The organism is Micromonospora sp. NBC_01392 (genome assembly GCF_045040125.1).
Classification (GTDB): Bacteria; Actinomycetota; Actinomycetes; order Mycobacteriales; family Micromonosporaceae; genus Micromonospora.
Genome location: NZ_CP109549.1, coordinates 2,337,186 through 2,359,746, shown reverse-complemented (window position 1 = coordinate 2,359,746; position 22,561 = coordinate 2,337,186). Strand labels below are relative to the sequence as shown.

General features: G+C 74.5%; 22 protein-coding genes. 16 read left to right on the top strand and 6 right to left on the bottom strand.

All coding sequences use genetic code 11. The annotated features are described in order from the left end of the window. Positions 1 to 15: 15 nt before the first annotated feature. From OG767_RS10960 to OG767_RS10940, 5 genes are all read right to left on the bottom strand, one after another. The gene (locus tag OG767_RS10960) at positions 16 to 1,479 is read right to left on the bottom strand and encodes a multicopper oxidase family protein (protein ID WP_405093296.1); all 1,464 of its coding nucleotides are present in this window, start codon (positions 1,477 to 1,479) and stop codon (positions 16 to 18) included. 145 nt (positions 1,480 to 1,624) lie between these two features. Continuing rightward, positions 1,625 to 2,344 (bottom strand): glycosyltransferase, encoded by a 720-nt coding sequence (locus OG767_RS10955; protein WP_405093295.1) that lies wholly within the window; start codon positions 2,342 to 2,344, stop codon positions 1,625 to 1,627. 5 nt (positions 2,345 to 2,349) lie between these two features. Further along, entirely contained in the window at positions 2,350 to 2,973 is a 624-nt protein-coding gene (locus OG767_RS10950) for a class I SAM-dependent DNA methyltransferase (protein ID WP_405093294.1), read from the bottom strand. After that, positions 2,970 to 3,713 (bottom strand): PIG-L deacetylase family protein, encoded by a 744-nt coding sequence (locus OG767_RS10945; protein ID WP_405093293.1) that lies wholly within the window; start codon positions 3,711 to 3,713, stop codon positions 2,970 to 2,972. Before OG767_RS10945 ends, OG767_RS10950 begins: the two co-directional genes overlap by 4 nt. Beyond that, on the bottom strand, positions 3,707 to 4,666 hold the full coding sequence (locus tag OG767_RS10940; RefSeq protein ID WP_405093292.1) for an acyl-CoA dehydrogenase: 960 nt from the start codon (positions 4,664 to 4,666) through the stop codon (positions 3,707 to 3,709). The genes OG767_RS10945 and OG767_RS10940 overlap by 7 nt, the downstream gene beginning before the upstream one ends. Before the next feature lie 176 nt (positions 4,667 to 4,842). Here OG767_RS10940 and ppk2 point away from each other — a divergent pair, with 176 nt between their 5' ends. Further along, complete coding sequence (gene ppk2, locus OG767_RS10935; RefSeq protein ID WP_405093291.1) at positions 4,843 to 5,754, top strand: polyphosphate kinase 2; 912 nt, start codon at positions 4,843 to 4,845, stop codon at positions 5,752 to 5,754. Between the two features lie 25 nt (positions 5,755 to 5,779). On the opposite strand, the gene OG767_RS10930 is transcribed toward ppk2, so the two are convergent. Continuing rightward, a complete protein-coding gene (locus tag OG767_RS10930) occupies positions 5,780 to 7,156 on the bottom strand; it encodes a CoA transferase (RefSeq protein WP_405093290.1) in 1,377 nt (458 codons plus the stop codon). Between the two features lie 141 nt (positions 7,157 to 7,297). On the opposite strand from OG767_RS10930, the gene OG767_RS10925 reads away from it, so the two are divergent. The 15 genes from OG767_RS10925 (at position 7,298) to OG767_RS10855 (ending at position 22,528) form a co-directional block, all read left to right on the top strand. Further along, complete coding sequence (locus tag OG767_RS10925) at positions 7,298 to 7,702, top strand: hypothetical protein (RefSeq protein ID WP_405093289.1); 405 nt, start codon at positions 7,298 to 7,300, stop codon at positions 7,700 to 7,702. A 230-nt stretch (positions 7,703 to 7,932) separates the two neighbouring features. Further along, positions 7,933 to 9,081 (top strand): sensor histidine kinase, encoded by a 1,149-nt coding sequence (locus OG767_RS10920; RefSeq protein ID WP_405093288.1) that lies wholly within the window; start codon positions 7,933 to 7,935, stop codon positions 9,079 to 9,081. Beyond that, on the top strand, positions 9,069 to 9,707 hold the full coding sequence (locus OG767_RS10915; RefSeq protein WP_405093287.1) for a response regulator: 639 nt from the start codon (positions 9,069 to 9,071) through the stop codon (positions 9,705 to 9,707). Before OG767_RS10920 ends, OG767_RS10915 begins: the two co-directional genes overlap by 13 nt. Positions 9,708 to 10,042: 335 nt before the next feature. After that, positions 10,043 to 11,365, top strand: coding sequence for an aspartate aminotransferase family protein (locus OG767_RS10910; protein WP_405094188.1), 1,323 nt, complete (start codon positions 10,043 to 10,045; stop codon positions 11,363 to 11,365). Continuing rightward, positions 11,359 to 12,402 (top strand): NAD-dependent epimerase/dehydratase family protein, encoded by a 1,044-nt coding sequence (locus OG767_RS10905; protein ID WP_405093286.1) that lies wholly within the window; start codon positions 11,359 to 11,361, stop codon positions 12,400 to 12,402. The genes OG767_RS10910 and OG767_RS10905 overlap by 7 nt, the downstream gene beginning before the upstream one ends. Before the next feature lie 11 nt (positions 12,403 to 12,413). Beyond that, complete coding sequence (locus OG767_RS10900; RefSeq protein WP_405093285.1) at positions 12,414 to 13,376, top strand: UbiA prenyltransferase family protein; 963 nt, start codon at positions 12,414 to 12,416, stop codon at positions 13,374 to 13,376. 54 nt (positions 13,377 to 13,430) lie between these two features. Further along, positions 13,431 to 14,462 carry a glycosyltransferase family 2 protein gene (locus OG767_RS10895; RefSeq protein WP_405093284.1) on the top strand — a complete coding sequence of 344 codons (1,032 nt, stop codon included), beginning with the start codon at positions 13,431 to 13,433 and terminating at the stop codon, positions 14,460 to 14,462. Then, entirely contained in the window at positions 14,459 to 15,595 is a 1,137-nt protein-coding gene (locus tag OG767_RS10890; RefSeq protein ID WP_405093283.1) for an endonuclease/exonuclease/phosphatase family protein, read from the top strand. The genes OG767_RS10895 and OG767_RS10890 overlap by 4 nt, the downstream gene beginning before the upstream one ends. Then, a complete protein-coding gene (locus OG767_RS10885) occupies positions 15,592 to 16,608 on the top strand; it encodes a glycosyltransferase family 2 protein (protein WP_405093282.1) in 1,017 nt (338 codons plus the stop codon). The genes OG767_RS10890 and OG767_RS10885 overlap by 4 nt, the downstream gene beginning before the upstream one ends. Position 16,609: 1 nt before the next feature. Next, entirely contained in the window at positions 16,610 to 17,632 is a 1,023-nt protein-coding gene (locus OG767_RS10880; RefSeq protein ID WP_405093281.1) for a glycosyltransferase family 2 protein, read from the top strand. After that, positions 17,629 to 18,735 carry an endonuclease/exonuclease/phosphatase family protein gene (locus OG767_RS10875; RefSeq protein ID WP_405093280.1) on the top strand — a complete coding sequence of 369 codons (1,107 nt, stop codon included), beginning with the start codon at positions 17,629 to 17,631 and terminating at the stop codon, positions 18,733 to 18,735. Before OG767_RS10880 ends, OG767_RS10875 begins: the two co-directional genes overlap by 4 nt. Further along, positions 18,732 to 19,718, top strand: coding sequence for a hypothetical protein (locus tag OG767_RS10870; protein ID WP_405093279.1), 987 nt, complete (start codon positions 18,732 to 18,734; stop codon positions 19,716 to 19,718). The genes OG767_RS10875 and OG767_RS10870 overlap by 4 nt, the downstream gene beginning before the upstream one ends. Then, on the top strand, positions 19,715 to 20,764 hold the full coding sequence (locus tag OG767_RS10865) for a class I SAM-dependent methyltransferase (RefSeq protein WP_405093278.1): 1,050 nt from the start codon (positions 19,715 to 19,717) through the stop codon (positions 20,762 to 20,764). The genes OG767_RS10870 and OG767_RS10865 overlap by 4 nt, the downstream gene beginning before the upstream one ends. A 56-nt stretch (positions 20,765 to 20,820) precedes the next feature. Next, positions 20,821 to 21,618 (top strand): methyltransferase domain-containing protein, encoded by a 798-nt coding sequence (locus OG767_RS10860; protein WP_405093277.1) that lies wholly within the window; start codon positions 20,821 to 20,823, stop codon positions 21,616 to 21,618. Between the two features lie 79 nt (positions 21,619 to 21,697). Further along, positions 21,698 to 22,528, top strand: a complete 831-nt coding sequence (locus OG767_RS10855) for a M23 family metallopeptidase (protein WP_405093276.1) — start codon at positions 21,698 to 21,700, stop codon at positions 22,526 to 22,528. The last annotated feature ends 33 nt before the right edge of the window (positions 22,529 to 22,561 follow it).

The window sequence follows — 22,561 nt, the reverse complement described above, 5'->3', positions numbered from 1 at the left end:
AACTCCCGGGACGGATCAGACGATCTTGAGGTTGGCCATCATGCCCATCGCGCTGTGGTCGACCATGTGGCAGTGATAGGGGTAGACGCCCCGCCAGGTGTCGAACGTCGCCTGCAACCGCACGCTCTGCCCGGGCCAGACGATCACGGTGTCCTTCAGCCCGGACTCGGTGGGATCGGCCGGCGCGCCGTTGCGGTCGAGCACCCGGAACTGCACCAGGTGCATGTGGAAGTTGTGCGGCATGACCACGTTGGCGTTGGTCACCGTCCACTCCTCGGTGCTGCCCCAGGCGATGGTGGTGTCGATCCGGGCCGGGTCGAAGACCTTCCCGTCGATGTACGCCTGGTGCCCACCGGAACCCGCCTCGTCCATCCGCAGCTCGATGCTGCGGCGCACGGTCGGCGTGGGCAGCGGCGGCAGCGTACGCAGCCGCTGCGGCACCGACGTGCGGTCCGGGCCCTTCGACGGTACGACGTCGAAGCGCATCACCTGGCCCACCTGCTCGGCCGGGCCGGGCCCCATCAGGTTCTGCAGCACCACCGAGGTGCCCGGCTGGTAGCGGGCGAAGTCGACCACCACGTCGAGCCGCTCACCCGGTGAGAGCAGCACGTACGGCATGGTGACCGGCGCCTCCAGCAGGCCGCCGTCGGAGCCGATCACCGTGATGTCCCCGCCGTCGGCGAGCCGCAGCAGGTAGAACCGCAGGTTGCTGGCGTTGACCAGGCGCAGGCGGTAGCGGCGGGCCTGCACCTCGAAGCGCGGCCAGGGCCGTCCGTTGACCAGCAGGGTGGTGCGGTTGTCGGCGTCGTCCATGGTCCAGACCAACTGGGCGTTGGCGTCCAGGTGCGCGTCGCGCAGCACCAGCGGGACGTCGAACCGGCCCCGGGGCAGCGGCAGCGCCGCCTCGGTGCGGTCGGTGAGCAGGTAGAGGCTGGACAGGCCCCGGTAGAGGTGCTCGGCCTCCATGTGGTGGGTGTGGTCGTGCATCCAGAGCGTGGCGTGCGGCTGCCGGTTCGGGTAGGTGTAGACCCGCTCGCCGCCCGGCGGAATCGTGGCGTCGCCCGAGCCGTCGTCCTCGGGGGCGGTGGCGCCGCCGTGCAGGTGCACCGCCGTGGGCATGGTCAGCCGGTTCCGCTGGCGGACCACCACCCGCCGACCCGAGGTGGCGTGGATCGTGGGGCCGGGCAGGTCGCCGTTGTAGGTGTACACCTCGGTGCGCGTGCCGGGCAGGATCTCCAGTCGCCGCCGGTGCATGGTGACCGAGTAGTAGTCGGTGGTGGCGGTCCGCAGCACCGGACGCAGCGTCTGCGGCACCGTCAACGGCACGGTGAACGGCGTCACGGGCGTGGCCGTCGGCGCGGCGGTCCCGGCCGTGGCGGGAGCCCCGCCCCACTGCCCGGCCAGACCGGCCAGGCCACCGGTCGCCCCGACGATGCCCGACGCCGCGCCGAGGCGCAGCAGTTGACGACGAGTGGACAAGGCAGTTCCTTCCCCGAAGGTGCGCGAGAGGTGCCGGCAGCCGCGGTCGGCTGGTGGGCCGGGCGGTCGTCGCAGGCACGATGATCCCGGTGAATCCGTCGGGAGGAGACCCCTATCGACCGCACATCCGCAACCGGCCGCCCCCTTAGCGCGTCCCCGCGCCCCTGGTCTCGGCCGGGTCTCCCGGCGGCGGCGGGGCCGTCGGGGTGTCGAGGGCGTCGAGGTAGCGGGCGAAGCCGTGCGGGGCGCGGGCCTGGCGCCGGGCGCTGGTCCGGACCGGGCAGTCGGGATCGGCGACGACCCGTACCGCCTGCCGACGACCCCGCTCGACCAGGTCGTGGTCCTCGCCGTGCGGCAGGTCGGCGAACCCGCCCAGCCGCTCGTAGGCCGGGGCGGCGCAGCCCAGGTTCGCGCCGTGGACGTGCCGGTGCCAGGTGCTGCCCAGATCCCGTCGGTACCGGGTCTCGAAGCGTTCCCGGACCTGCGCGGAGCGGGGCGCCCAGTCGGTCACCCGCACGGTGCCGACCAGCAGGTCGGTGCCGGCGCGGGCGTGGCGCAACTGCCAGCCGCCCCACCGCCGGGGTACCCGGCTGTCCGCGTCGGTGGTGGCGAGCCACAGATCCCGCGGGCCGTGGCGCAGCGCGTGCGCCATGCCGACGGCGCGGGCCCGGCCGACGTTGCGGGCCCGCACCGTCAGCACGACGGCGCCGAGTCGCTCGGCGACGGCGGCCGTCCCGTCCCGGCAGTCGTCGGCCACCACGATCACCTCCGACGGCACGGGCAGGCGGCGGAGCGCACCGAGGACCGAGGTCAGGCAGCCGGGCAGCATCTCCTGCTCGTCGTGGGCGGGCACCACGACCGCCATCCGGTTCACCACAGACCCTCGGCCTGCGCCACGGAGCGGGCCGGCGGCGGCACCCGGAGGAAGACGTCGAGCAGGAAGTCCGCCTCCTCGTGGCGTGCCGTCCGCACCAGCCCGTCCACGTCGTCGAGCAGCCGGTGCACGTCGTCCCCGCCCCGGGCGTGCTCGGCCACCGCCGGCCGCCAGTGCACGGCGACCAGCGTGCCACCCGGTTCGAGCGAGTCCACCGTCCGGGCGGTCAGCAGGTCCAGCCCGGCGTCGTCGAAGTAGTAGCCGAGTTCGGAGAGCACGATCAGGTCGAAGCGGTCGGCCCCGACCGGCCACTCGTCGGGAACACGCATCCGCTCCACCCGTACGTGCGGTTGGTCCGCGAGCCGTTGCCGGGTGCTCGCCACCGGCGCGGCGGCGATGTCGACCGCCAGCAGCCGGTCGCACCGCTGCGCGAGCCGGCGGGTGAGCATGCCGGTCGAGCACCCCGGTTCGAAGGCCGACCGGTACCGCCGACGAGGCAGGCAGGCGACCGTCAGGTCGTGCTTACGCCGGTCGTACCAGCGGGTCTCGAAACTCCACGGATCCTCGGCGCCGGCGTACATGTCGTCGAAGTATTCGGCGGGGGTGCCGGGTGGGCTCATGGCACGAACACCGTTTCGTAGGGACGCGCGAAGCGTGCGAGAACGTGCGGGGGAAGGATCGCGGCGTCGGCGGGCGCCGGCCCGAGTGGCCGGATCTGGCTGTGAAAGGCGTCGATCGCTTCCCGCTTGGCCGATCTGGCCGCCTCGGTCAGGTCGATCCGGCGCGCGCGGTGCCACGGCACCTCGGGGTCGTCCGGCTCGGCCCAGTGCCACGTCCAGACCGGGAACTCCAGCAGCGTCGCGCCGGTGCGCCGGCAGGCGACCGCGGCCGCTCGTCCGACCGCCTCGTGGTCCGGGTGGCCGTCGCCGCGCCAGGTCGTGACGCACCACCGGCCGGGTGTCAGCCGGGCGGTCAGCGCGTCGGTGAGGGCCGTCCCGTCGACCGCGCCGTCCGGGTGCCCGAGGTGCGCGATGGCGGCGGGGGCGACCCCGAGCAGTCCGCAGGCGGTGGCCGTCTCGGCCCGCCGGATCGCCGCCAGCTCCACCGGTGAGTGGACCGTCGAACGGGGATGGGAGGCCTCGCCATCGGTGACGACCGCGATCTCCGCGCCGGCTCCGCCGCCGAGCATGGCGACCAGGCCGCCGACGCCGAGCACCTCGTCGTCGGGGTGCGGGGCGACGACCAACGGCGGCGCCGTCGGCGTCCGACCGTCCACGGCCAGCGCGGGCCAGGTGGCCGGCGCCGGCCACGCGCGCCACGTCCGCTCGTCCGTGCCCGCGCCGACGATCGGCCTCACCATCCGGGATCTCCGACCGCCGTCACCAGCTCGCCCAGATGAGCGAGGTCCGCCTCCGCGTGACTCTGGCGCACGTACACCGTCAGGTCGGCGACCCGTCTGGCGTGGCCGGCGTCCTGGCACAGCGGGCCGGCCCCCAGCGCCCGACCGACCCGGTCGACGACGGTGGTGGCGGTCGCCTCGACGGTGGCGCGCACCTGGTGTGCCAGCCGGTCGGCGTCGCCGGCGGGGTTCGCGTCGATCTCGTCGGCGGCGGCGAACAGGACGCGACGGGCGGCGGTCAGGGCCGCGTCGACCGCGCCGAGGTGCGCCATGGCGTGCGGGCCGAGGCGGCGGCGCCGCGCCGCGTCGTGCAGGGTGTCGGCGACGCCGACCGCGCTGCCGTACCAGCACGCCGCCACACCCGCGCCGCCGTGCCAGAAACCCGGCCGCGCGGTGTAGCGGCCGGGTCCGCCCACGGCGTCGGCGGGCACGCCGTCGAAGCGGACGGTCCGACTGTCGCTGGCGGCCATGCCGACGGCGGGCCAGGTGTCGGCCAACGGGGTCACCCCGGCCGCGCCGACCTCGACCGAGAACAGGCGTACGCCGTCGTCAGCGGTCGCGGTCACCAGGGCCCGGGACAGCAGACCCGCCCCGGAGCACCACGGTCGCTCCCCGGTCAGCCGCCACCGGTCTCCGTCCCGGGTCGCGGTGACCGAGGCCGGCACGGCGGCCCAGACGCCCCACGGCTCGCGGCGCCACGCCGGATCGATCGCCACCCCCAGTTCGGCGAGGATCGCCAGCGCGTCGGCGTGCCCCTCCCCCAGCCGGGCCAGCGCCGGATCGGCGCGACCGAGCGCGACGAGGCGCGCGAACCGCTCGGCCGTCCGCCCGCCACCGGGCAACGGCAGGTCGAGACGTCCCCCGAGCACGGCCGATCGGAACGCGGCAGCCGTGGGCTCGCCGCCCATGGTCATCGCGAACTCCCCCTCCCGGTGACGTGGCGACCCGAGTGGGCCGCGGCCGGAAGATGCCCCTCGCACCGGGGCCGAAACCATCGCGGGTCACCGGTTCCGCCGGGCAACCTGAGCACCACCTGGGAGTTGTGGTCCGACCGCATCGAGGCGGGCGCGGCGGGGTAGGTACGACCGGTATGGCCGACACCGCGCTGCTGGACCTCGCCGCCGACTACCAGGTACACGACGGATACGACGACGACCCGGTCCTGCTGCTGCCCGACGGCAGCCCGGTGGAGACCTGGCGCGACGGCTACCCGTACGACGAGCGTCTCGACCGGGAGGAGTACGACCACCAGAAGCGGTTGCTCCAGATCGAGCTGCTCAAGTTGCAGGACTGGGTCAAGGACACCGGCGAGCGCTTGGTGATCCTCTTCGAGGGCCGCGACGCCGCCGGCAAGGGCGGCACGATCAAGCGCTTCATGGAGCATCTCAACCCGCGCGGCGCGAGCGTGGTCGCGCTGGAGAAGCCGGACGAGCGTGAGGCCGGCCAGTGGTACTTCCAGCGTTGGCTGGCGCATCTGCCGGCGGCCGGGGAGATCGTGCTGTTCGACCGGTCCTGGTACAACCGGGCCGGCGTGGAGCGGGTGATGGGCTTCTGTTCCCGCAAGGAGTACCTGGAGTTCCTGCGGCAGGCCCCGGACCTGGAACGGATGCTGGTCCGTTCCGGCATCCGCCTGGTCAAGTTCTGGTTCTCGGTGTCCCGCAACGAGCAGCGCACCCGGTTCGTCATCCGCAAGGTCGATCCGGTGCGTCAGTGGAAGCTCTCGCCGATGGATCTCGCCTCACTCGACCGCTGGGACGACTACACCGAGGCCAAGGAGGCGATGTTCTTCTGGACCGACACCGCGGACGCGCCGTGGACGGTGGTGAAGAGCAACGACAAGAAGCGGGCCCGGCTGGAGGCGATACGCCACGTGCTGCACCGCTTCGACTACGCCGGCAAGGACGAGGCCGTGGTCGGCACGCCGGATCCGCGCATCATCGGGCCGGCCGGGCTCGACCTGGACCCGGAGGACCAGCCGGTGCCGATCTTCCCCCGCCCCTGACCTGCGCGGACGCCGCGTCGGGCGGTCAACGCCAGTCGGGCGGCGCCTGCCCGTAGGCGGGCGGCAGGTGCGGCCAGTTCAGCGCGCGGCCGTCGAGACGACCCGGTGGGCTGATCGCGCTCCACCCGTTGCCCAGCGCGACCCGCCAGCCGTCGGCCCGGGCCGCCGGGTCGTCGCCCGGGCCCCGCCCGACCGGGGCGGTGCCCTGGTCGAGCAGCCATCGCGCCGTCCGGGCCAGGGACACCGAGACGTGGGTGGCGTCGCCGGTGCGGACGCGCCGCCCCAGCGCGGCCAGCGCACCGGCGGCGACCAGATAACCGGTGGCGTGGTCGAGCAGTTGGCAGGGCAGCGCGCCGGGCCGGACGCCGTCCGTGCTGGTGGCCCAGCCGATGCCGGTGGCGATCTGCACCAGGCTGTCGAACCCGCGCCGGGCGCCCCAGACGCCGGCCGTGCCCCAGGCCGACAGCGTGACGACGACGGTGCCGGGATGCCGGTCGGCGACCTGGTCCGGGTCCAGCCCGAGCCGGCGCAGCGCCCCGGGCCGGTAGCCGGTCACGAGCACGTCGGCCCGGTCGAGCAGACGGTGCAGCGCGCGGCGGCCCTCCGCCGTGCGGGCGTCCAGGGTCGTGCTCGCCTTGCCGATCACCCCGTCGACGGCGTGCAGCGCCAGTTCCGGACGGCGTGGATCGTCGACCCGCAGCACGTCGGCGCCGAGCGCACCCAACATCCGGGTGCCGACCGGACCGGCGATGACCCGGGTCAGGTCGAGCACCCGCAACCCGGACGCCGGCAGCCGGCCCGGTGCGACCGGCGGCACCGGCAGCGGCGCACGGCTCAGCGGCGCCGTGCCGACCAGCGGCGACGCCAGCGGGTCCGGGCCGTCCGCTTCCCAGCGGGACCGGGTACGAGCGGCCACGGCCAACCCGCCCGCGGCGTACACCGCACGCTCGATCTCCCCCGCCGGGCGGGCGGCGATCACGTCCGCCACCTTCGTCTGCACCTCGGCGTCCCGGCCGTCGTCGACACCGAGGGACGCCAGCAGCGCCGTCCGATGCCACGGGTAGTTCGCATGGGTGCGCACCCAACCGTCCGCCGCCCGCCACAGTCGGGACAGGGGCGCGAAGCCGTCGATCCCCCGCCCGTCCGCGTCGCGGAGCCAGACCTCGCTCCGCACCGCCGCCGCCACGTGGTCCGTGTCGAGGGCGACCTCAGGCCGCCGACCGGTGCGGGCGGACGCCAGATCGGCGGCGGCCGTGAGACAGGCGGCCACGGACGCGATCGCGCACTCGGCGACGGCAAGGGGTGACGCCAGCGCCGCCGGCTGCGGATCTCCGGCGAGCTGGGGCCCGGTGAGTCCCGCCAGCCCCAGGTCGGCCAGGACGCCGTCCACCAGAGTCATCATGCGGACATCCTCCCCGCCCTCGCCGAACCGTTCCAGGCCATCTCCCCCATGGTCCTCCCCGGTCCTTGACCCTCGACCCGGTGAAGGGCCCACCCTGCACAGGTGACGCCCGGAGAAGGTGGCAGGCGAGGAGAGTGCCCGATGACCGACCTGGAGCGGCTCCGGCCGGTCCTACGCACGAGCTGGGGTGCGGACACGTGCGATCCGCACGACGTGCCGGACTGGCACCCGGGTAACCCGGCCCGTGGCCAGTGCGGGGTCACCGCCCTGGTCATCCAGGACCTTCTCGGCGGCGAACTCGTTCTCGGTGAGGTCTTCGTCGGGAGCGTCAAGGTCGGTCACCACTACTGGAACCGGCTGCCCGACGGCGACGACGTCGACCTCACCGCCGACCAGTTCCACCCGTGGGAAACCGTCGTCGGCGCCCGGGTGCAGCACCGTCCGCCGGGACCGCCTGGACGATGCCGGCAGCAGTACGAGTTGTTGCGAGGACGGGTGCTGTCCGGTCTTGACCGGGCGCGGCGGGAAGACGCCGGCGCGGCGTGACGAACCGGCCCGGTGACGCTCCAGAACCACAGCCGCACGACCCACGGCGGGAACGCTCCCGGCGGGATCGGCCCACGGCCACGGACGTCAAGTGGCGGAAGCGGTCGCTCCCCGCACCGGCCGGTCGATCCGGGCCGCCGAACGGCCGTGACCATCCCGCGCAGTGATGACCATCGTTGAGAACGACTGCCAGAATGACCGGCGTGTCATTGCGCGGTCACTCTGCGACCATGGCCGATGTCACGGGGGAGGGCCGGGCGAACCGGTTCATGCTGGTCCTGCTGGCGCTGCATCGGATCACCTGCCTGGCTCCGGCGGTCGTCACCTGCGCCTACGGCGCGTACCGCAGCGCCTGGGCCAACCTCGGCCTGCTGGTCGCGGCGACGGCCTGGAACGTGGTGCTGTTCGGGGTGGCCCGGCGGCGGGGCTGGTTCCCGACGGCGCTGGTGCACCTCGACGTCCTGCTGGCCGGCGCGGTGCTGGTGGCGGTCACCGCGAACCTGACGACCGACGTCGGGGCCCCGAACTGGGGCAACCTGCTGGTGCAGGCGAGCGGTTCGCTGGTGGGGGCGGCGCTGGCCCGGCCCTGGGCCGTCGCGGGCGACCTGCTGGTGCTGGTGCTCATCCAGTCGCTGGTGATCGTCGCCGTCGGCCCGGGCACGGGCCCCTCGGTACCGGCGCTCGTCCACGCGGTCAACGGCGTGGCCTGCTTCGCGCTGGTCGCCGGCTTCGCCGTGCGCTACCTACGGCGTACCGGACGCAACCTGGACCGGACCAACGCGCAGCGGTTGGCGGCCGAGGCCGACGCCGCCGCCGACCACGCCCGCTTCGTCACCCGGCTCGCCCACCACCGGACGCTGCACGACACGGTGCTGACCACGCTGACGTTGATCGCCCGCGGCGTGGCCGACCCGGGCCGGCCCGAGGTACGCCGGCGCTGCGCCCGCGACGCGGAGGTGGTCCGCGGGCTGCTCGGCGACGGCTCCGACGCGGAGTTCGGCACGCTCGGCGAGGCGCTGCGGGACGTGGTGAGCGAGGCGTCCCTGCTCGGCCTGCGGGTCCGGTACCAGGGGGCGACCGTGCCCGCGGACGTCCCGCCCCAGGTCGTGGCCGCGTTGCGCGCGGCGGCGCAGGAGGCGCTGAACAACGTGGTCAAGCACGCCGGCGTGGAGCACGCCTGGCTGACCGTGACCGTGGAGGGCCGACTGTTGCGGGTGACGGTGGTCGACCGCGGGCGCGGCTTCCGTCCGGAGGAGGCGCCCCCGGGTTTCGGCTTCCGACACTCGATCGTCGACCGGGTGGCCGAGGTGGGCGGTCGGGCCCGGGTCTCCAGTGAGCCGGGGGCCGGGACGTGCGTGGAGCTGACGTGGGCGGGCTGATCCGGCTGGCGGCCGTCGACGACGACCGGATGCTGCTGGAGGGCCTGGGCGCCTGGCTGGCGGGCATCGGCGACCTGCGGCTGGTCCGCACCGCGGCCACGGTGGAGGGCCTGCTGCGGACGTTGACCGAGCCGATCGACGTGGTCCTGCTGGATCTGGTGCTGCGCGACGGCAGCGACGCGGCGGAGAACGTGCGGCGGCTGGTGACGTCCGGCCGCCGGGTGCTGGTGCTCAGCGTCTGGGCCCGCCCCGACCAGGTGGTGGCGACGTTCGCCGCCGGGTGCAGCGGGTACGTGACGAAGGACCACGACCTGGGGGCCCTGGCCACCGCGGTCCGGGACGTGGCGGCGGGGCGGCCCGCGTTCTCGTCGGAACTGGCGTTCGCCTGCCTGGGCGACGCCCGTCCGACCCGTCCCCGGCTGTCCCCCCGCGAGCGCGGGGTGCTGCTCGCGTACGCCTCCGGCATGACCCTCACGGCCACCGCCCGGCACCTGGGCATCAAGCCGGAGACCGCCCGCACCTACCTGGACCGGGTCAAGGCCAAGTACCACGATCTCGGTCGGCCCAGCCGCACGAAGCTCGACCTCGCCGACCGGGTTCGTGAGGACCGTCTCCAGGCCGGTTGAGACGGCGCCGGCACCCCACGAACGTCCACCCGCCGTCCTCGCGGACGTCCGCTGTCCCCTGCCCGGGGGACAGCGGACGGGTCGGTCCGCCCCCCGAACATCCGGCATGACGAGATCGACACACGTCGCTAGCTTGAGATCGCACAGCGTCGCCGCACCGTCACCCGGGGGCTCGGGGGGACCGGTCCCGTCGGCGCTGACACTCCCCCACCGGTCGTCCGAGGAAAGGCCACCGCATGCCCCACCTGATCGGTATCGACGAGGCGGAACAGCTCGGCACGAAGCAGGTGCACCAGCTGTACCGCGACCATGTCAGTCGCAGCCAGGTCTCCCTGATGACGACGTTCGGCTTCGGCCGGGAACTGGTGGACCACGCCGAAGGGGTGTGGATCCATCTCCGGGACGGCCGCCGGGTGCTGGACTTCTCCGGCGGCGTCGGCGTGCTGAACCACGGGCACAACCATCCACGGATCCTGGCCGCCCGGCGGCGTTTCGCCGAGGCCCGGCGGATGGAGGTGCACAAGGCGTTCTTCTCGCCGTACACGGCGGCGCTGAGTCACAACCTGGCCGCCCTGCTCCCCGGTGACCTCTCCGTCTCGTACTTCCCGAACTCGGGCGCGGAGGCGAACGAGGGCGCGGTGAAGATGGCCTACAAGTACCACGGCGGACGGCGCAACACGGTGCTGCGCGCCGACATCAGCTTCCACGGCAAGACCCTCGGCGCGGGCAGTCTCACCGGCTCGTCGGAGAACGCGTTCCGCTTCCCCGGCCTGCCCGGCATCGTCGTCTACCCGTACGGCGACCTGGCCGCCGTCCACGCGGCCGTCGACGCGGCACGCGCCCCGGACGGCGGCTGCGACGTGTACGCCATCCTGGTCGAACCGTTCAGCGCCTCCACGATGCGCCGGTGGAGCGACGACGACCTGCTGGCCCTGCAACGGCTCTGCCGTGAGCGGGACATCATCATGATCTTCGACGAGGTCTACACCGGGTGGGGCAAGACCGGCAGTCTCTTCAACTTCATGCGGTGCGAAGGGCTGCTGCCGGACATCCTCACCTACTCCAAGTCGCTCGGCGGCGGCAAGGCCTCGATCGCCGGCTACACGGCCCGCGAGCCGGTGTTCCGCCGCGCCTACGACCGGCTGACCGACGTCATCCTGCACAGCACCACCTACTACGGCTTCGGCGAGGAGACCGCCACCGCCCTGGAGGCCGTCGCGGTGGTGGTCGACGACGACTACCCCGCCCGGGCCCGGATGCTGGCGGCCGTGCTGCAACCCGGCCTCGACCGGATCGCCAAGGCGTACCCCGAGGTGGTCGGCCGGGTCGACGGCGCCGGCGCGCTGTGGGGCGTCTTCCTCGGCGGTGGTCCCGGCCTGCTCGACCTGGCCGGCCGGCTGATGCCCGGCTTCACCCACGACCCGCAGTTCCGCACCAAGCTCATCACCCTGTCGGTGATCGCGCACCTGTTCCGCGAGCACGGGATCATGACCTACTACAGCCCCAACGCCGACAACCCGCTGATGGTCGCGCCGAGCCTGGTGGCCAGTCCCGAGGACGTGGAACACTTCCTCACCGCCCTGGACGCGACGCTGTCCCGGGGGCTGCCCCGGCTGCTGACCGCCTTCGTCCGGGAGCGGGTGACGTCGCGATGGTGACCAGCGGCCACGTCGTGGTGACCGGGGCCAGCGGGATGCTCGGCTCGCACCTGGTCCGCCGGCTGCTCGCCGAGGGACACCGGGTGCACGGGGTGGACCTGCTGCCCGCCGCGCACACCCATCCGGAGCTGGCCCACAGCCAGGGCGACGTCCGCGACGCCGCGCTGCTGGCGCGGGTGTTCGCCGACGCGTCCGCCGTGGTGCACTGCGCCGCCGCGCTGCCCAGCTACCCGGCCGAGATGATCCGGTCGATCATCGTGGACGGCACGCACGCGGTGCTCGGCGCCGCCCGCCGGGTGCAGGTCCCCCGGGTCGTGCACATCTCCTCCACCGCCGTCTACGGCCTGCCCCGGCTGGTGCCCACACCCGAGGACCATCCGCGGGAGCCGGTCGACCCGTACACCCGGGCGAAGGTCGAGGCGGAACTACTCGTGGAACGGTTCCGCGCGGACGGGCTCTGCGTGCCGGTTCTGCGCCCCAAGACGTTCCTCGGGCCGGGCCGGATGGGCCTGTTCGCGATGCTCTTCGAATGGGCCGAGGAGGGCCGGAACTTCCCGGTGCTCGGTCGCGGTGACGTGCGGGTGCAGATGTTCGCCGTCGAGGACCTGGTCGACGCCGTGCTGACCGTGCTGGCCGCCCCGGAGGACGTCGCCGGGGACACGTACAACCTGGGCGCGGCCGAGTTCGGCACGCTGCGCGAGGACTTCCAGGCGGTGCTCGACGCCGCCGGGCACGGCCGGCGGGTGGTCGGGCTGCCGGCCGCGCCGACGCTCGCGGCGCTGCGGGCGTTGGAGCGCAGCGGCCTCTCCCCGGTGTACGGGCGGCTGCTGTACAAGCTGCGCGCGGACTCCTACGTGAGCATCGACAAGGCCCGCGACCGGCTCGGCTTCACGCCCCGCCTCGCCAACCGGGACGCGATCCTCGCCACCTACCGGTGGTGGCGGGCGAACCGGGGCGCGACGGCGACCGGGGCCGGCCGGACCAGCCGGGAACCCTGGCGACAGGGCGCCCTCTCCCTCGCGAAGATCTTCTTCTAGGGCGCCGGCCGATGCCTCTCCTCGACTCCGCTCCCGCCGCCGTGCCGGCCGTGGAGCCGCCCGCCACCCGCCGCCACCGACTGGTCGTCGACCTGGTCCGCCTGGTCCGACCCGGCCACTGGGTGAAGAGCCTGCTGGTCGTCCCGCTCCCCCTGTTGGACCCGCTGTCCTGGCACCTGGCCGGGCTGACCCGGCTGGGCTGGTCCGTCGTCGCGTTCGTGCTCGCCGCCTCGGCCGTGTACGTGGGCAACGACGTGGTCGACCGGCACCGGGACGGGCTCCACCCGGTGAAGCGGCACCGTCCGGTGGCGTCCGGCCGGGTGCCGGTGCCGCTGGCGTACGCCTGCGCCGTCGTGCTCCTGCTCGGCCTCGCGCTGCTGCTGGCCGCCGGCCCGGTCGGACCGGCCTGGCCGGTGCTGACCTACCTCGTGCTCAACGTCTGGTACAGCCGGGGCCTGAAACACGTTCCGCTGGTCGAGGCCGGGGTGGTCGCCACCGGGTTCGTGCTGCGCGCCGTGCAGGGCTACCTGGCCGTCGGCGCGGACGTGTCGGCCTGGCTGCTGGTCACCGTGTTCGCCGGCTGCCTGCTGCTGATCGTCGGCAAGCGCCGTCAGGAACTGCTGGACGCGGGGGTGGCCCACCGGCCCGCCCTGCGCGGCTGGTCGGTGGAGCTGGCCGGGCACCTGCTCCAGCTCAATGGGCTCCTGGCGGTCACCGCCGGGCTGGTCTGGCTGGGCACCGAAGCCCCGTTCGGCCGGTACGGGGACGCCGCGATGCTGCTGTCCACCCCGTTCGTCCTCTACCTGATGTCGCGGTACCTGCAACTGGCGCTGGTCCGGCGGGCCGGCGGCGACCCGGTCCGGCTGCTGTCGCGGGACCGGGCGGTGCTCGCCGCCGCCGTGCTCTGGGCGGCCTGCCTGGGCGCGCTCTACGCCGCCATCCGGTTCCCGGCGCTCGTCGCCGCCCTGTCCTGAACCCGCGCCCCGCCCTCGCCCCGCCCTTCGCCCGCGCCCTCGTCAAGGAGAGCCATGACCGCGCACACCCCGACGGTCTCCGTCGTCGTCCCCAACTACAACCATGCCGACTCGCTGCCGCTGACGCTGCCGGCGCTGCTGGCGCAGACCCATCCCGCCACCGAGATCATCTTCGTGGACGACCGGAGCACCGACGACTCGGTGGCGGTGGCCGAGTCGCTCGGCGTGCCGGTGGTCCACACGCCGCACAACGGCGGCCCGGCCCTGGCCCGCAACATCGGCGCCGCCCGGGCCCGCGGCGACGTCCTGCTCTTCGTCGACTCCGACGTGGAACTGCCGCCGGACACGGTGACCCGGGCGGTGCGGCTGCTCGCCGCCGACCCGCAGGCCGGCGCGATCTGCGGCATCCTCGACGAGGTCCCGCTGGTCCGGGACAGCCTCGTCCAGGAGTGCCGGTGCCTCCAGGCGCACTGGTGGCGGATCAGCTCGCTGGGCGACGTCAGCTTCCTGTTCACCGCCATCTGCGCCATGCCGGCCCGGGTGTTCGCCGAGATCGGCCCGTTCCACGAGGGGCTGCGCCAGACCGAGGAGGTCGAGTACGGCGAGCGGCTCACCGGCCGGTACCCGATCCGGCTCACCGACGCGCTGCACGGCCGGCACCGCGACGACGACCGGCTCGGACCGATGCTGCGCAAGGTGTTCCACCGCAGCCGGCTGCGGATGCCGCTGTACGCGCACCGGCGTCGTGCCGCGCAGGGATTCGAGACCGCGTCGCGGATGTGGGCCGCCGTCAGCGCGCTGCTCGGCACGCTCGCGCTACCGTTGCCGCTGCTGGCCGGCGCGCTCGGGGTGCTGCCGTCAGTGGCCGCCCTCCTGCTCTTCCTGGCGTGCGACGCCGGCATGTACCGGTTCGTCGCCCGCCGGCGCGGACCGGCGTTGCTCGTCGCGTTCGTCGGGGTGCAGTGGCTGATCAACCTGGCGATCGCCGCCGGCGCCGCCGCCGGCGCGGCGCAGTGGCTCTGCTCCCGCTCCTTCCGTCACCTCTACGAGGGCGGCCCACGCCCCACCGCGCAGGTGCCCGCATGAGTCTCCTTGTCCAAGCCGACGGTCCGGCGACGGCGGCGGGCCGGCCCCGGCGGTGGTGTGCGGCCACCCGGCTGCTCTGGGCGGTGGCGCTCGGCTGGGCGGTGTTCACCGGCCTGCACCGCGCGTTGAGCGGGCGCTGGTGGTTCTGGCTGCTGCCGGACCTGCTGCCGCCGGCCGCGTACCTGCTGGTGCCGGTGGCGCTGGCGGCGGCCGTGCCGGTGGCCCGGGCGCTGCGCCGGCCGCTGCCCGCCCGGGCGGCGACGGTGGTGCTGGCGGCGGCGGCCACCGCGCTGGCGATCGGCCTGCCCGACGCCGGCCTCAACCGGTACGCGTGGGCGTCCCGCCCCGCCCCGCCGTCGGGCGCGCTGACGGTGCTGGCCTGGAACACCGGCTACTGGGACCAGCACGACGACCCGGAGGCGTTCCTGCGGTTCCTGGTCGACCGGCGGGCCGACGTCTACCTGTTGCAGGAGCATCTCTACTGGGACGACGCGGCCGGGCTGGCCGGTGCCCGGCCCGCCCCCGACCCGGAGCGGCTGCGTCGGGCGTTCCCCGGCTACACCGTCGTCGCCCGTGGCGAGCTGCTCACCCTGTCCCGGTTCCCGGTGGTGGCCCGGCCGGCGGTCGGTCCCGACGCGGGCCTCGCGGCCGACCCGGGCGCCGACTTCGGGCGGGTCTTCGCCGCCGCCAAGGTGCTCCGCGCCGACCTGTTGGTGGACGGCCGGGTGCTGTCCACGTACAACGTGCACCTGCCGGTGCAGGTGAACCTCGCGCCGAGGCGGTTCCTGGGCTACGTGCGGGAACGCGACCGGGCCCGGCGGGCGCAACTCGCCGGGCTGCGGGCCGATCTCGCCACCAACCCCGGGCCGGTGCTGGTCGCCGGTGACTTCAACACCACGGCCGCGATGGGCGACCTGCGCCCGTTGCGGGACCGGCTGCGCGACGCCGCGGACGCCAACACCGACGTGTACCCGGCGAGCTGGCCCGCCGGTCGGCTGCCGGCGGCCTGGCGGCTGGACTGGACGCTGACCTCCCGGACGGTACGCGTGCACCGGTACACGCTGGACGACCCGCGCGGGTTGTCCGACCACCGCGCCCAGACCGCCGTGGTGACCCTCGGGGAGGGGTCGTGAGCCGTACGCCGACCGTCTCGGTCGTGATCCCGGTCTGGAACGCCACGAAGACGCTGCGCCACTGCCTGGACGCGGTGGCGGCGCAGACCCACCCGCCGGTGGAGGTGCTCGTCGTCGACGACGGCAGCACCGACGGGTCGGCGGCGGTGGCCGCGGCGGCCGGTGTGCGGGTGCTGGTGCAGCCGGTCAACGGTGGGGTCTCCGCGGCCCGCAACGCCGGGGTGGCGGCCAGTCGTGGTGAGGTGGTCTTCTTCGTCGACTCCGACGTCGCGCTGGCCCCGGACGCGATCGCCAACGCGCTGGCGGTGCTCGCCGCCGACCCGGGCTGCGGCTGCGTCCACGGCGTCTACGCCCCCGAGCCGCTGATCGACGACGGGCCGGTCGAGCGGTACCGGGTGCTGCACCTGCACTCCGCGCTGACCCGGGCGGTCGGCCCGGTCGACACCGCCGTCTTCGCGCTCGCCGCGGTGCCCCGCGCCGTGCTGCGCGACCTCGGTCCGTTCGACGAGAACCTGCGCAGCGCCGAGGACGACGAGTACAGCGAGCGGCTGCTGACCCGGTACCGGATCCGGCTCACCGACACCGTCGTCGGTCGGCACGACGAGGCGGACCGGCTGCTGCCGCTGCTGGCCGAGCAGTACCGGCGGGCCCAACTGCTCCGCTGGTCGCTGCGCAACCGCTACCGCCGGCACGGTCTGGCGCTGAACCGCACCCTCGGTGTGCTGGCCGCCGGGCTGGCCGTGCTCACCCTGCCGGCGGCACTGCTCGGCCCGTACGGGGCCGGCGTGCCGGTGCTCTGCCTGGCGGTCTTCGCCGCCGCCGACCCGCCGCTGGTGGTGGCGCTGCGCCGGGGCGGCGGGGCGTTCCTGGTCCGTGCCCTCGGCATCCACCTGCTGGTGAACGTCGCGCTGATCACCGGGGCCGCGGTCGGCCTGGTCCGGTCCCTGGTGGACCCGTCGTTCGGCCCGTCGTCGCGTGCCGCCCTCCGTCCCCTCGACTCGAAAGGTTGGTGAGGTGGTGGCCGTCTCCGCGCCCCTCGTCTCGGTCATCGTGCCCAACTACAACTACGCCCGCACGCTGCGGCTCTGCCTGGCGGCGCTGCGCCGGCAGACCCACCGGCCGGTGGAGGTGATCGTGGTCGACGACGGCAGCACCGACGACTCGGTGGCGGTCGCCGAGTCCTTCCCCGAGGTGCGGGTGCTGCGTACGCCGGTCAACAGCGGGCCCTCGGTGGCGCGCAACCTCGGCGCGGAGGCCGCCTCCGGGGAGGTGCTGATGTTCGTCGACTCGGACGTGGCGCTGGCCCCGGACGCGGTGGCCGTCGCGGTGGCGATCCTGCGCGACGAGCCCGGCGTCGGTGCGGTCTGCGGCAACTACGACACCGTCCCGTTGATCGACGGCACCTTCACCAAGGACTACCGCAACCTGTACCGGCACTGGTATTTCCGTGTCGCCGAGGGCAGCATCACCGGTTTCCTGTCGACCGCGATCCTGGCCGTGCCGACCAGGGTCTGGGCGCAGGTGGGCCCGTTCAACCCCCGGCTGACCCAGAGCGAGGGCGCGGACGTCAGCGAACGGCTCACCGACCGGTACGAGGTGCGGATGACCAGCCGGGTCATCGGCCGGCACGACGACGACGCGACGCTGCGGATCGCGCTGGGCAAGGTGTTCACCCGGACCCGCGTGCACATCCCGTTCTTCCTGCACCGGCGGCGGGTGGTGGGGGTGGTGACCTCCGCCGAGTCCGGCACCGGGTTGGCGTCCTGGCTGGCCGCCGCCACCACGCCGCTGCCGCTGCTGGCCGGTCCGGGGTGGGCCGTGGTGCCGCTGCTGCTGCTGGCGCTCTGGCTGCTCAGCGACGCCCGGATGTACCGCTACGTGCGCGCCGTCCGGGGCCTGGGCTACACGCTGCGCTTCGCCGGCCTGCACCTGCTGGTCAGCCTCACCATCGGGGTGGGCGTGGCGGTGGGGCTGGTGCAGTGGCTGCTCTCCCGCCGCTTCCGCCGCCTCTACGAGCAGCCGGCGGTGATCGCGTGACCGCCGTGCGGACGCCGCCGCGCACGGAACCGGCGGCCGGCCGGGCGGGTCGGGTCGGCCGGCGACCCGGCGCCCGCGCCGGCGCGGTGCTCACCGGCCTGGGCGCGGCGTGGCTGCTCCTGGTGGTGGCGCACCGGCTGCTCAGCGGCCGGTGGTGGCTGTGGCTGGCGCCGGAGCTGATCCCGCCGCTGGCGTTCGTCGCCGTACCGGTGCTGCTGCTCGGGGCGGTGCCGCTGGCCGGACGGTTCCGGGCCCGGCTGGCGCTGCTCGCGGTGGCCGGGCTGCTGCTCGGCGCGGACCTCGCCGGGCTGAACCCGGCCGTGTGGCGCACCCCGCCGCCGGCGCCGGCGGACGCGTTGCGCCTGGTCTCCTGGAACACGACGGTGTGGAACGCCACCGACGACCCCGACACGTTCTACGCCTCGCTGACCGCCCGGCACGCCGACGTCTACCTCCTCCAGGAGTACAAACCCGACGACGACCCGGCCCGCCGCGACGCCGACCTGGCCCGGCTGCGCCGCGAGTTCCCCGGCTACCAGGTGGTGCTGCGCGGGGAGCTGGTCACGGTGACCCGGTTCCCGGTCGTCGCGACGACCGCGTTGCCGGCCGACCCGCCGCCCGGCGCGGACTGGCGCACCGACTACTGGGAGGTCAAGTCGCTCCGCACCGACCTGCGGGTGGGCGGCCGCACGGTGTCGGTCTACAACACCCACATCCTGGTGCCGCTGGACCTGAGCAGCCCGCTGCGCGAGCTGTTCTACGACCGCCGGCACGAGTTCTTCCAGCGGCGGGAGACGCAGTACCGGGCGCTCGCGGCCGACCTGGACCGCAACCCGAACCCGGTGCTGGTCGCCGGCGACCTCAACACCAGCCCGGCCATGGGCGACCTGGCCCGGCTCCGCGACCGGCTCACCGACGCGGCCCGGGCCAGCGGGTCGGCGTACCCGACGTCGTGGACGATCGCCGGCCGGCGCTGGTGGCGGCTGGACTGGACGTTCGTCTCCCCGGGGTGGACCGTGCACCAGTACCGGCTGCGCGACGCGCGGGGCATGTCCGACCACCGGTTGCAGGACGTCGTGCTCTCGCTCGGCGGGTCCCGGTGAGCCGGGCACGGGTGTGGGCCGCGCTGCGCGTGGTCGGGTACGCCGCCGTGCTGGCCTTCCTCGGCTGGCAGGTGTGGCGGGTACGGCACGGGATGGCGGACAGCCTGCGGACGGTCGGCTGGGGCGCGGCGCTGACCGCCGGGGTCCTCGCCGCGGTCGGCGGGGTACCTGGCTTCGTCGGCTGGCGGGTCCTGCTGGCCGGGCTGGGCACGAGACTGTCGCTGCGCGACGCCACCCGGGTCTACTTCCTCGCCGGGCTGACCCGCTACCTGCCGGGCGGGGTGTGGCCGACGGTGGCGCACGCCGCGATGGCCCGGCCGCTGCGCCAGCCACCGGCCCGGCTCGCCGCCGCGTTCCTCGCCAGCCAGGGACTCGCGGCGGTGTCCGGGGTGCTCGTCGGCGTCCTCGCGCTGCCCTGGCTGGTCGGGCAGAGCCGGTGGTGGTGGCTGCTGCTGCCGGCCTGCGTGGCCGCCGCCGCGCCGGTGCTCGCCCCGGGCCTGCTGGGCCGGCTGCTGGCCGCCGCCGCGCGGCTGCTGCGCCGGGGCGACACCGGGCCGCTGCTGCCCGGCCGCCCGACGCTGCTGGGCGCCACCGGGCTGATGGTGCTCGGCTGGCTGATCAGCGGCCTGCACATCACCGTGCTGGCGGTCGCCCTCGGCGCAGCGCCGGGCCCGGCGTTGCCGCTGGGCGTCGGCGGTTTCGCCCTCTCCGTGGTCGCCGGGCTCTGCGCCGTGGTGCTGCCGACCGGGCTCGGCGTACGTGAGGTCGCGCTCGCGCTCACCGTCGCCACCCTGGTCGGCGGCCCGGACCTGGTGACCCTCGTCGCGTTGAGCCGGGTGCTGCTGACCGTCGGCGACATCGGCTCGACGGTCGTCGTGCTGGCCCTGCTGGCCGTCACCGGCCGTCGCCCGGGCGGTCCGCCGCACGCCGCCACCCCGACCCGTCCCGCCCCTGCCGACCGTCTCGAAGGAGTCTCCTCATGACCGCCACCGACCTGCCGTCCGCGGCGTCCCCCGTCACCGGCGGCGGGCTGCGCGGCGGTATCCGCCGGCTGCGCAGTGCCGTGCGTACCGCCTCCGGGGTGGAGGTGCTCTCCGCCCTGCCGTTCCTCGCCGGCCCGCTGGCGCGGCTGGAGCGCCGCCCTCTGCTGCACGGGCTGGTGCTCTCCGCGTTCGGGCTGCGCAGGCCGATCTTCGTGGACTTCCCGGTGAGCCCGGAGCCGCGCTTCGGCTACGGCCGACCCGACCACCCGGGCATCTCCGAGCTGCTCGACCGGCGGCGAGACGCGTACGCCGACACGCTCCGGCGGTTCCTCGGTCACGCCGACCGGCTCGCCGCCGTCCCGCTGCACGGCGACCTCGACTCGGGCGAGCCGTACTGGCGCAACGGCTGGCTGCCGCCGCTGGACGCGCTGGCGCTCTACGGTTTCCTGGTCGAGCACGAACCGGCCCGGTACGTCGAGATCGGCTCCGGCAACTCGACGAAGTTCGCCCGCCGGGCGGTCCGCGACCACGGTCTGCGTACCCGGATCACCTCGATCGACCCGGCGCCCCGGGCCAGCGTTGACGTGCTCTGCGACGACGTGGTCCGCGCGCCGCTGGAGCGGGCCGACCTGAGCCTGTTCGACGAGTTGGACGCCGGTGACGTGGTCTTCTTCGACGGGTCGCACCGCAGCTTCATGGGCTCGGACGTGACGGTCTTCTTCTTCGAGGTGCTGCCCCGGCTGCGGCCCGGCGTGCTGGTGCAGGTGCACGACATCATGCTGCCCCGCGACTACCCGCCGCAGTGGCGCCACCGGCACTACAACGAGCAGTATCTGCTGGCCGCGTTCCTGCTGGCCGCGCCGGAGCGCTGGGAGATCGAGCTGCCCAACGCGTTCGTGGCCGGCGACCCGGAACTGCGCGAGGTCGCGGCCCCGCTGTGGCGGCGTCTCGGGCTGACCGAGCACTTCCTGCCCGCGTCGTTCTGGCTGCGTCCGCGGGCGGACCTCGGCAGCGGTCCCGTCGCCACGATGCCTCGCACCGAATAGCTGGGTTCCGCCCGTGTCGCGCTGACACCGCGTCCGGCCGGCGGGAGGATGGGGGCATGGGTTCCCCGGATCACCGCTACCTGCTCGACAACGCCCGGGCCGAGGCGGGTGAGCGGTTCATCTGGCTGGCCGAGCTGTTCGACGGGGTCACGCGTGGGCACTTCGACCGGCTCGGGGTGGGGCCGGGCTGGCGCTGCTGGGAGGTCGGCGCCGGCGGCCCCAGCATTCCCGAGGCGCTGGCCACGGCCGTCGGGCCGACCGGTCACGTGCTGGCCACGGACCTCGATCCGGCCTGGTTGGACCCGCACGGCCGGTACGAGGTGCGCCGGCACGACATCGTCGCGGACCCGCCGCCGCAGCCCGGCACGTTCGACCTGGTGCACGCCCGGCTCGTGCTCGTCCACGTGCCCGACCGGGCGCGGGCGTTGGCGACGATGGCGGCGGCGCTGCGGCCCGGCGGTTGGCTGGTGGTGGAGGACGCCGACACCGAGTTGCAGCCACTGGCCTGCCTCGACGAGGTCGGCCCGGCGCAGCGGCGCGCCAACCGGCTGCGCCGGGCCGTCCGGGAGTTGCTGACCCGCCGCGGCGCCGATCTGCGCTACGGCCGTACGCTGCCGCGGGCGTTGCGGGCGGCGGGCCTGGTCGACGTGACGGCCGCCGGTTGCTTCCCGATCGGCGGCGTGGCCTGCGACCGGCTGGAGGCCGCGACGGTGCGCATGGTCCGTGGCGAGCTGCTCGCCGCGGGGCTGGCCGACGACGTCGAGATCGACGCCCACCTGGCCGCCGTCGAGACCGGCGAACTCGACCTCACCCTCGCGCCGCTGATCTCGGCATGGGGACGCCGCCCTGGCTGAGCGGTCGGCGGGGGCCTCGCCGACCGGCGCGCGCGGCGAGGCCCTTGCCCTTCGCCGGGAGCGGCCTTAGGTTGCATTGATGATCCTCAGTGGGGAGCCGCGCCCCGGCCCGGCGCGGAATGCCGGCCACGGCGAGCCGGGCCCCGAGGATCTCGACGGCATCGCCTACCTGCGAGGGCTATCGAGGCGGGGGTTCCTCACCGGTGCCGCGCTGGCCGCCTCCGGGGTGTCGGCCGCCTTCGCGCTGCTGCCCGGCGCCGCCCGGGCCGCGGGCAGCTATCAGCGGCCCTGCGGGAACGTCCGGATCTCCAGCTCCTGGCAGGACCACCGGAACCGGACGCCGCCCTCGGCCGAGCCGGGCACCGACTACGCGGTGGCCACCGGCACTCCGGTCGTGGCCGCGGCGAACGGCACGATCCGGCTCGTGAAGGCCGACACCTCCACCGCGACCGGACGCGTCGTGGGGATGGCCCACGACGACGGCAACTACACCCGACACCTGCACCTGTCGAGGATCGCCGTCGCCACCGGGCAACGCGTGTCGCGGGGCCAGACGATCGCCTACTCCGGCGCGTCGGCGAACGGCAGCGACCAGGGTGTCGGGCCGCACGTGCACACGAGTCTCTGGCTGAACACCGGCAGCCCGACGAATTTCGGCGCCACCACGGATTTCGAGAACGACGTCGGAGACGGCGGCAACCCCGACCCGCCGGACCAGGAGGCAGACGAAGTGTTCATCGCGAATGTGAAAGGCAGCTGGTACCTCGTGGTCCCGCAGGGCTCCGGCAAGCCGCGGGCGGTGGTCCTCGGCGGCGACAGCAACGCCGCCGCGTCCGGCCTGCCCGTGCTGAACTTCACCTGGGACCCGTCGATCAACGCGCTCCGGGCCGCCGTCGACGGCATCGGCTGACGCCACCCCGGCCCGTCACGCCAACCGGCCGGG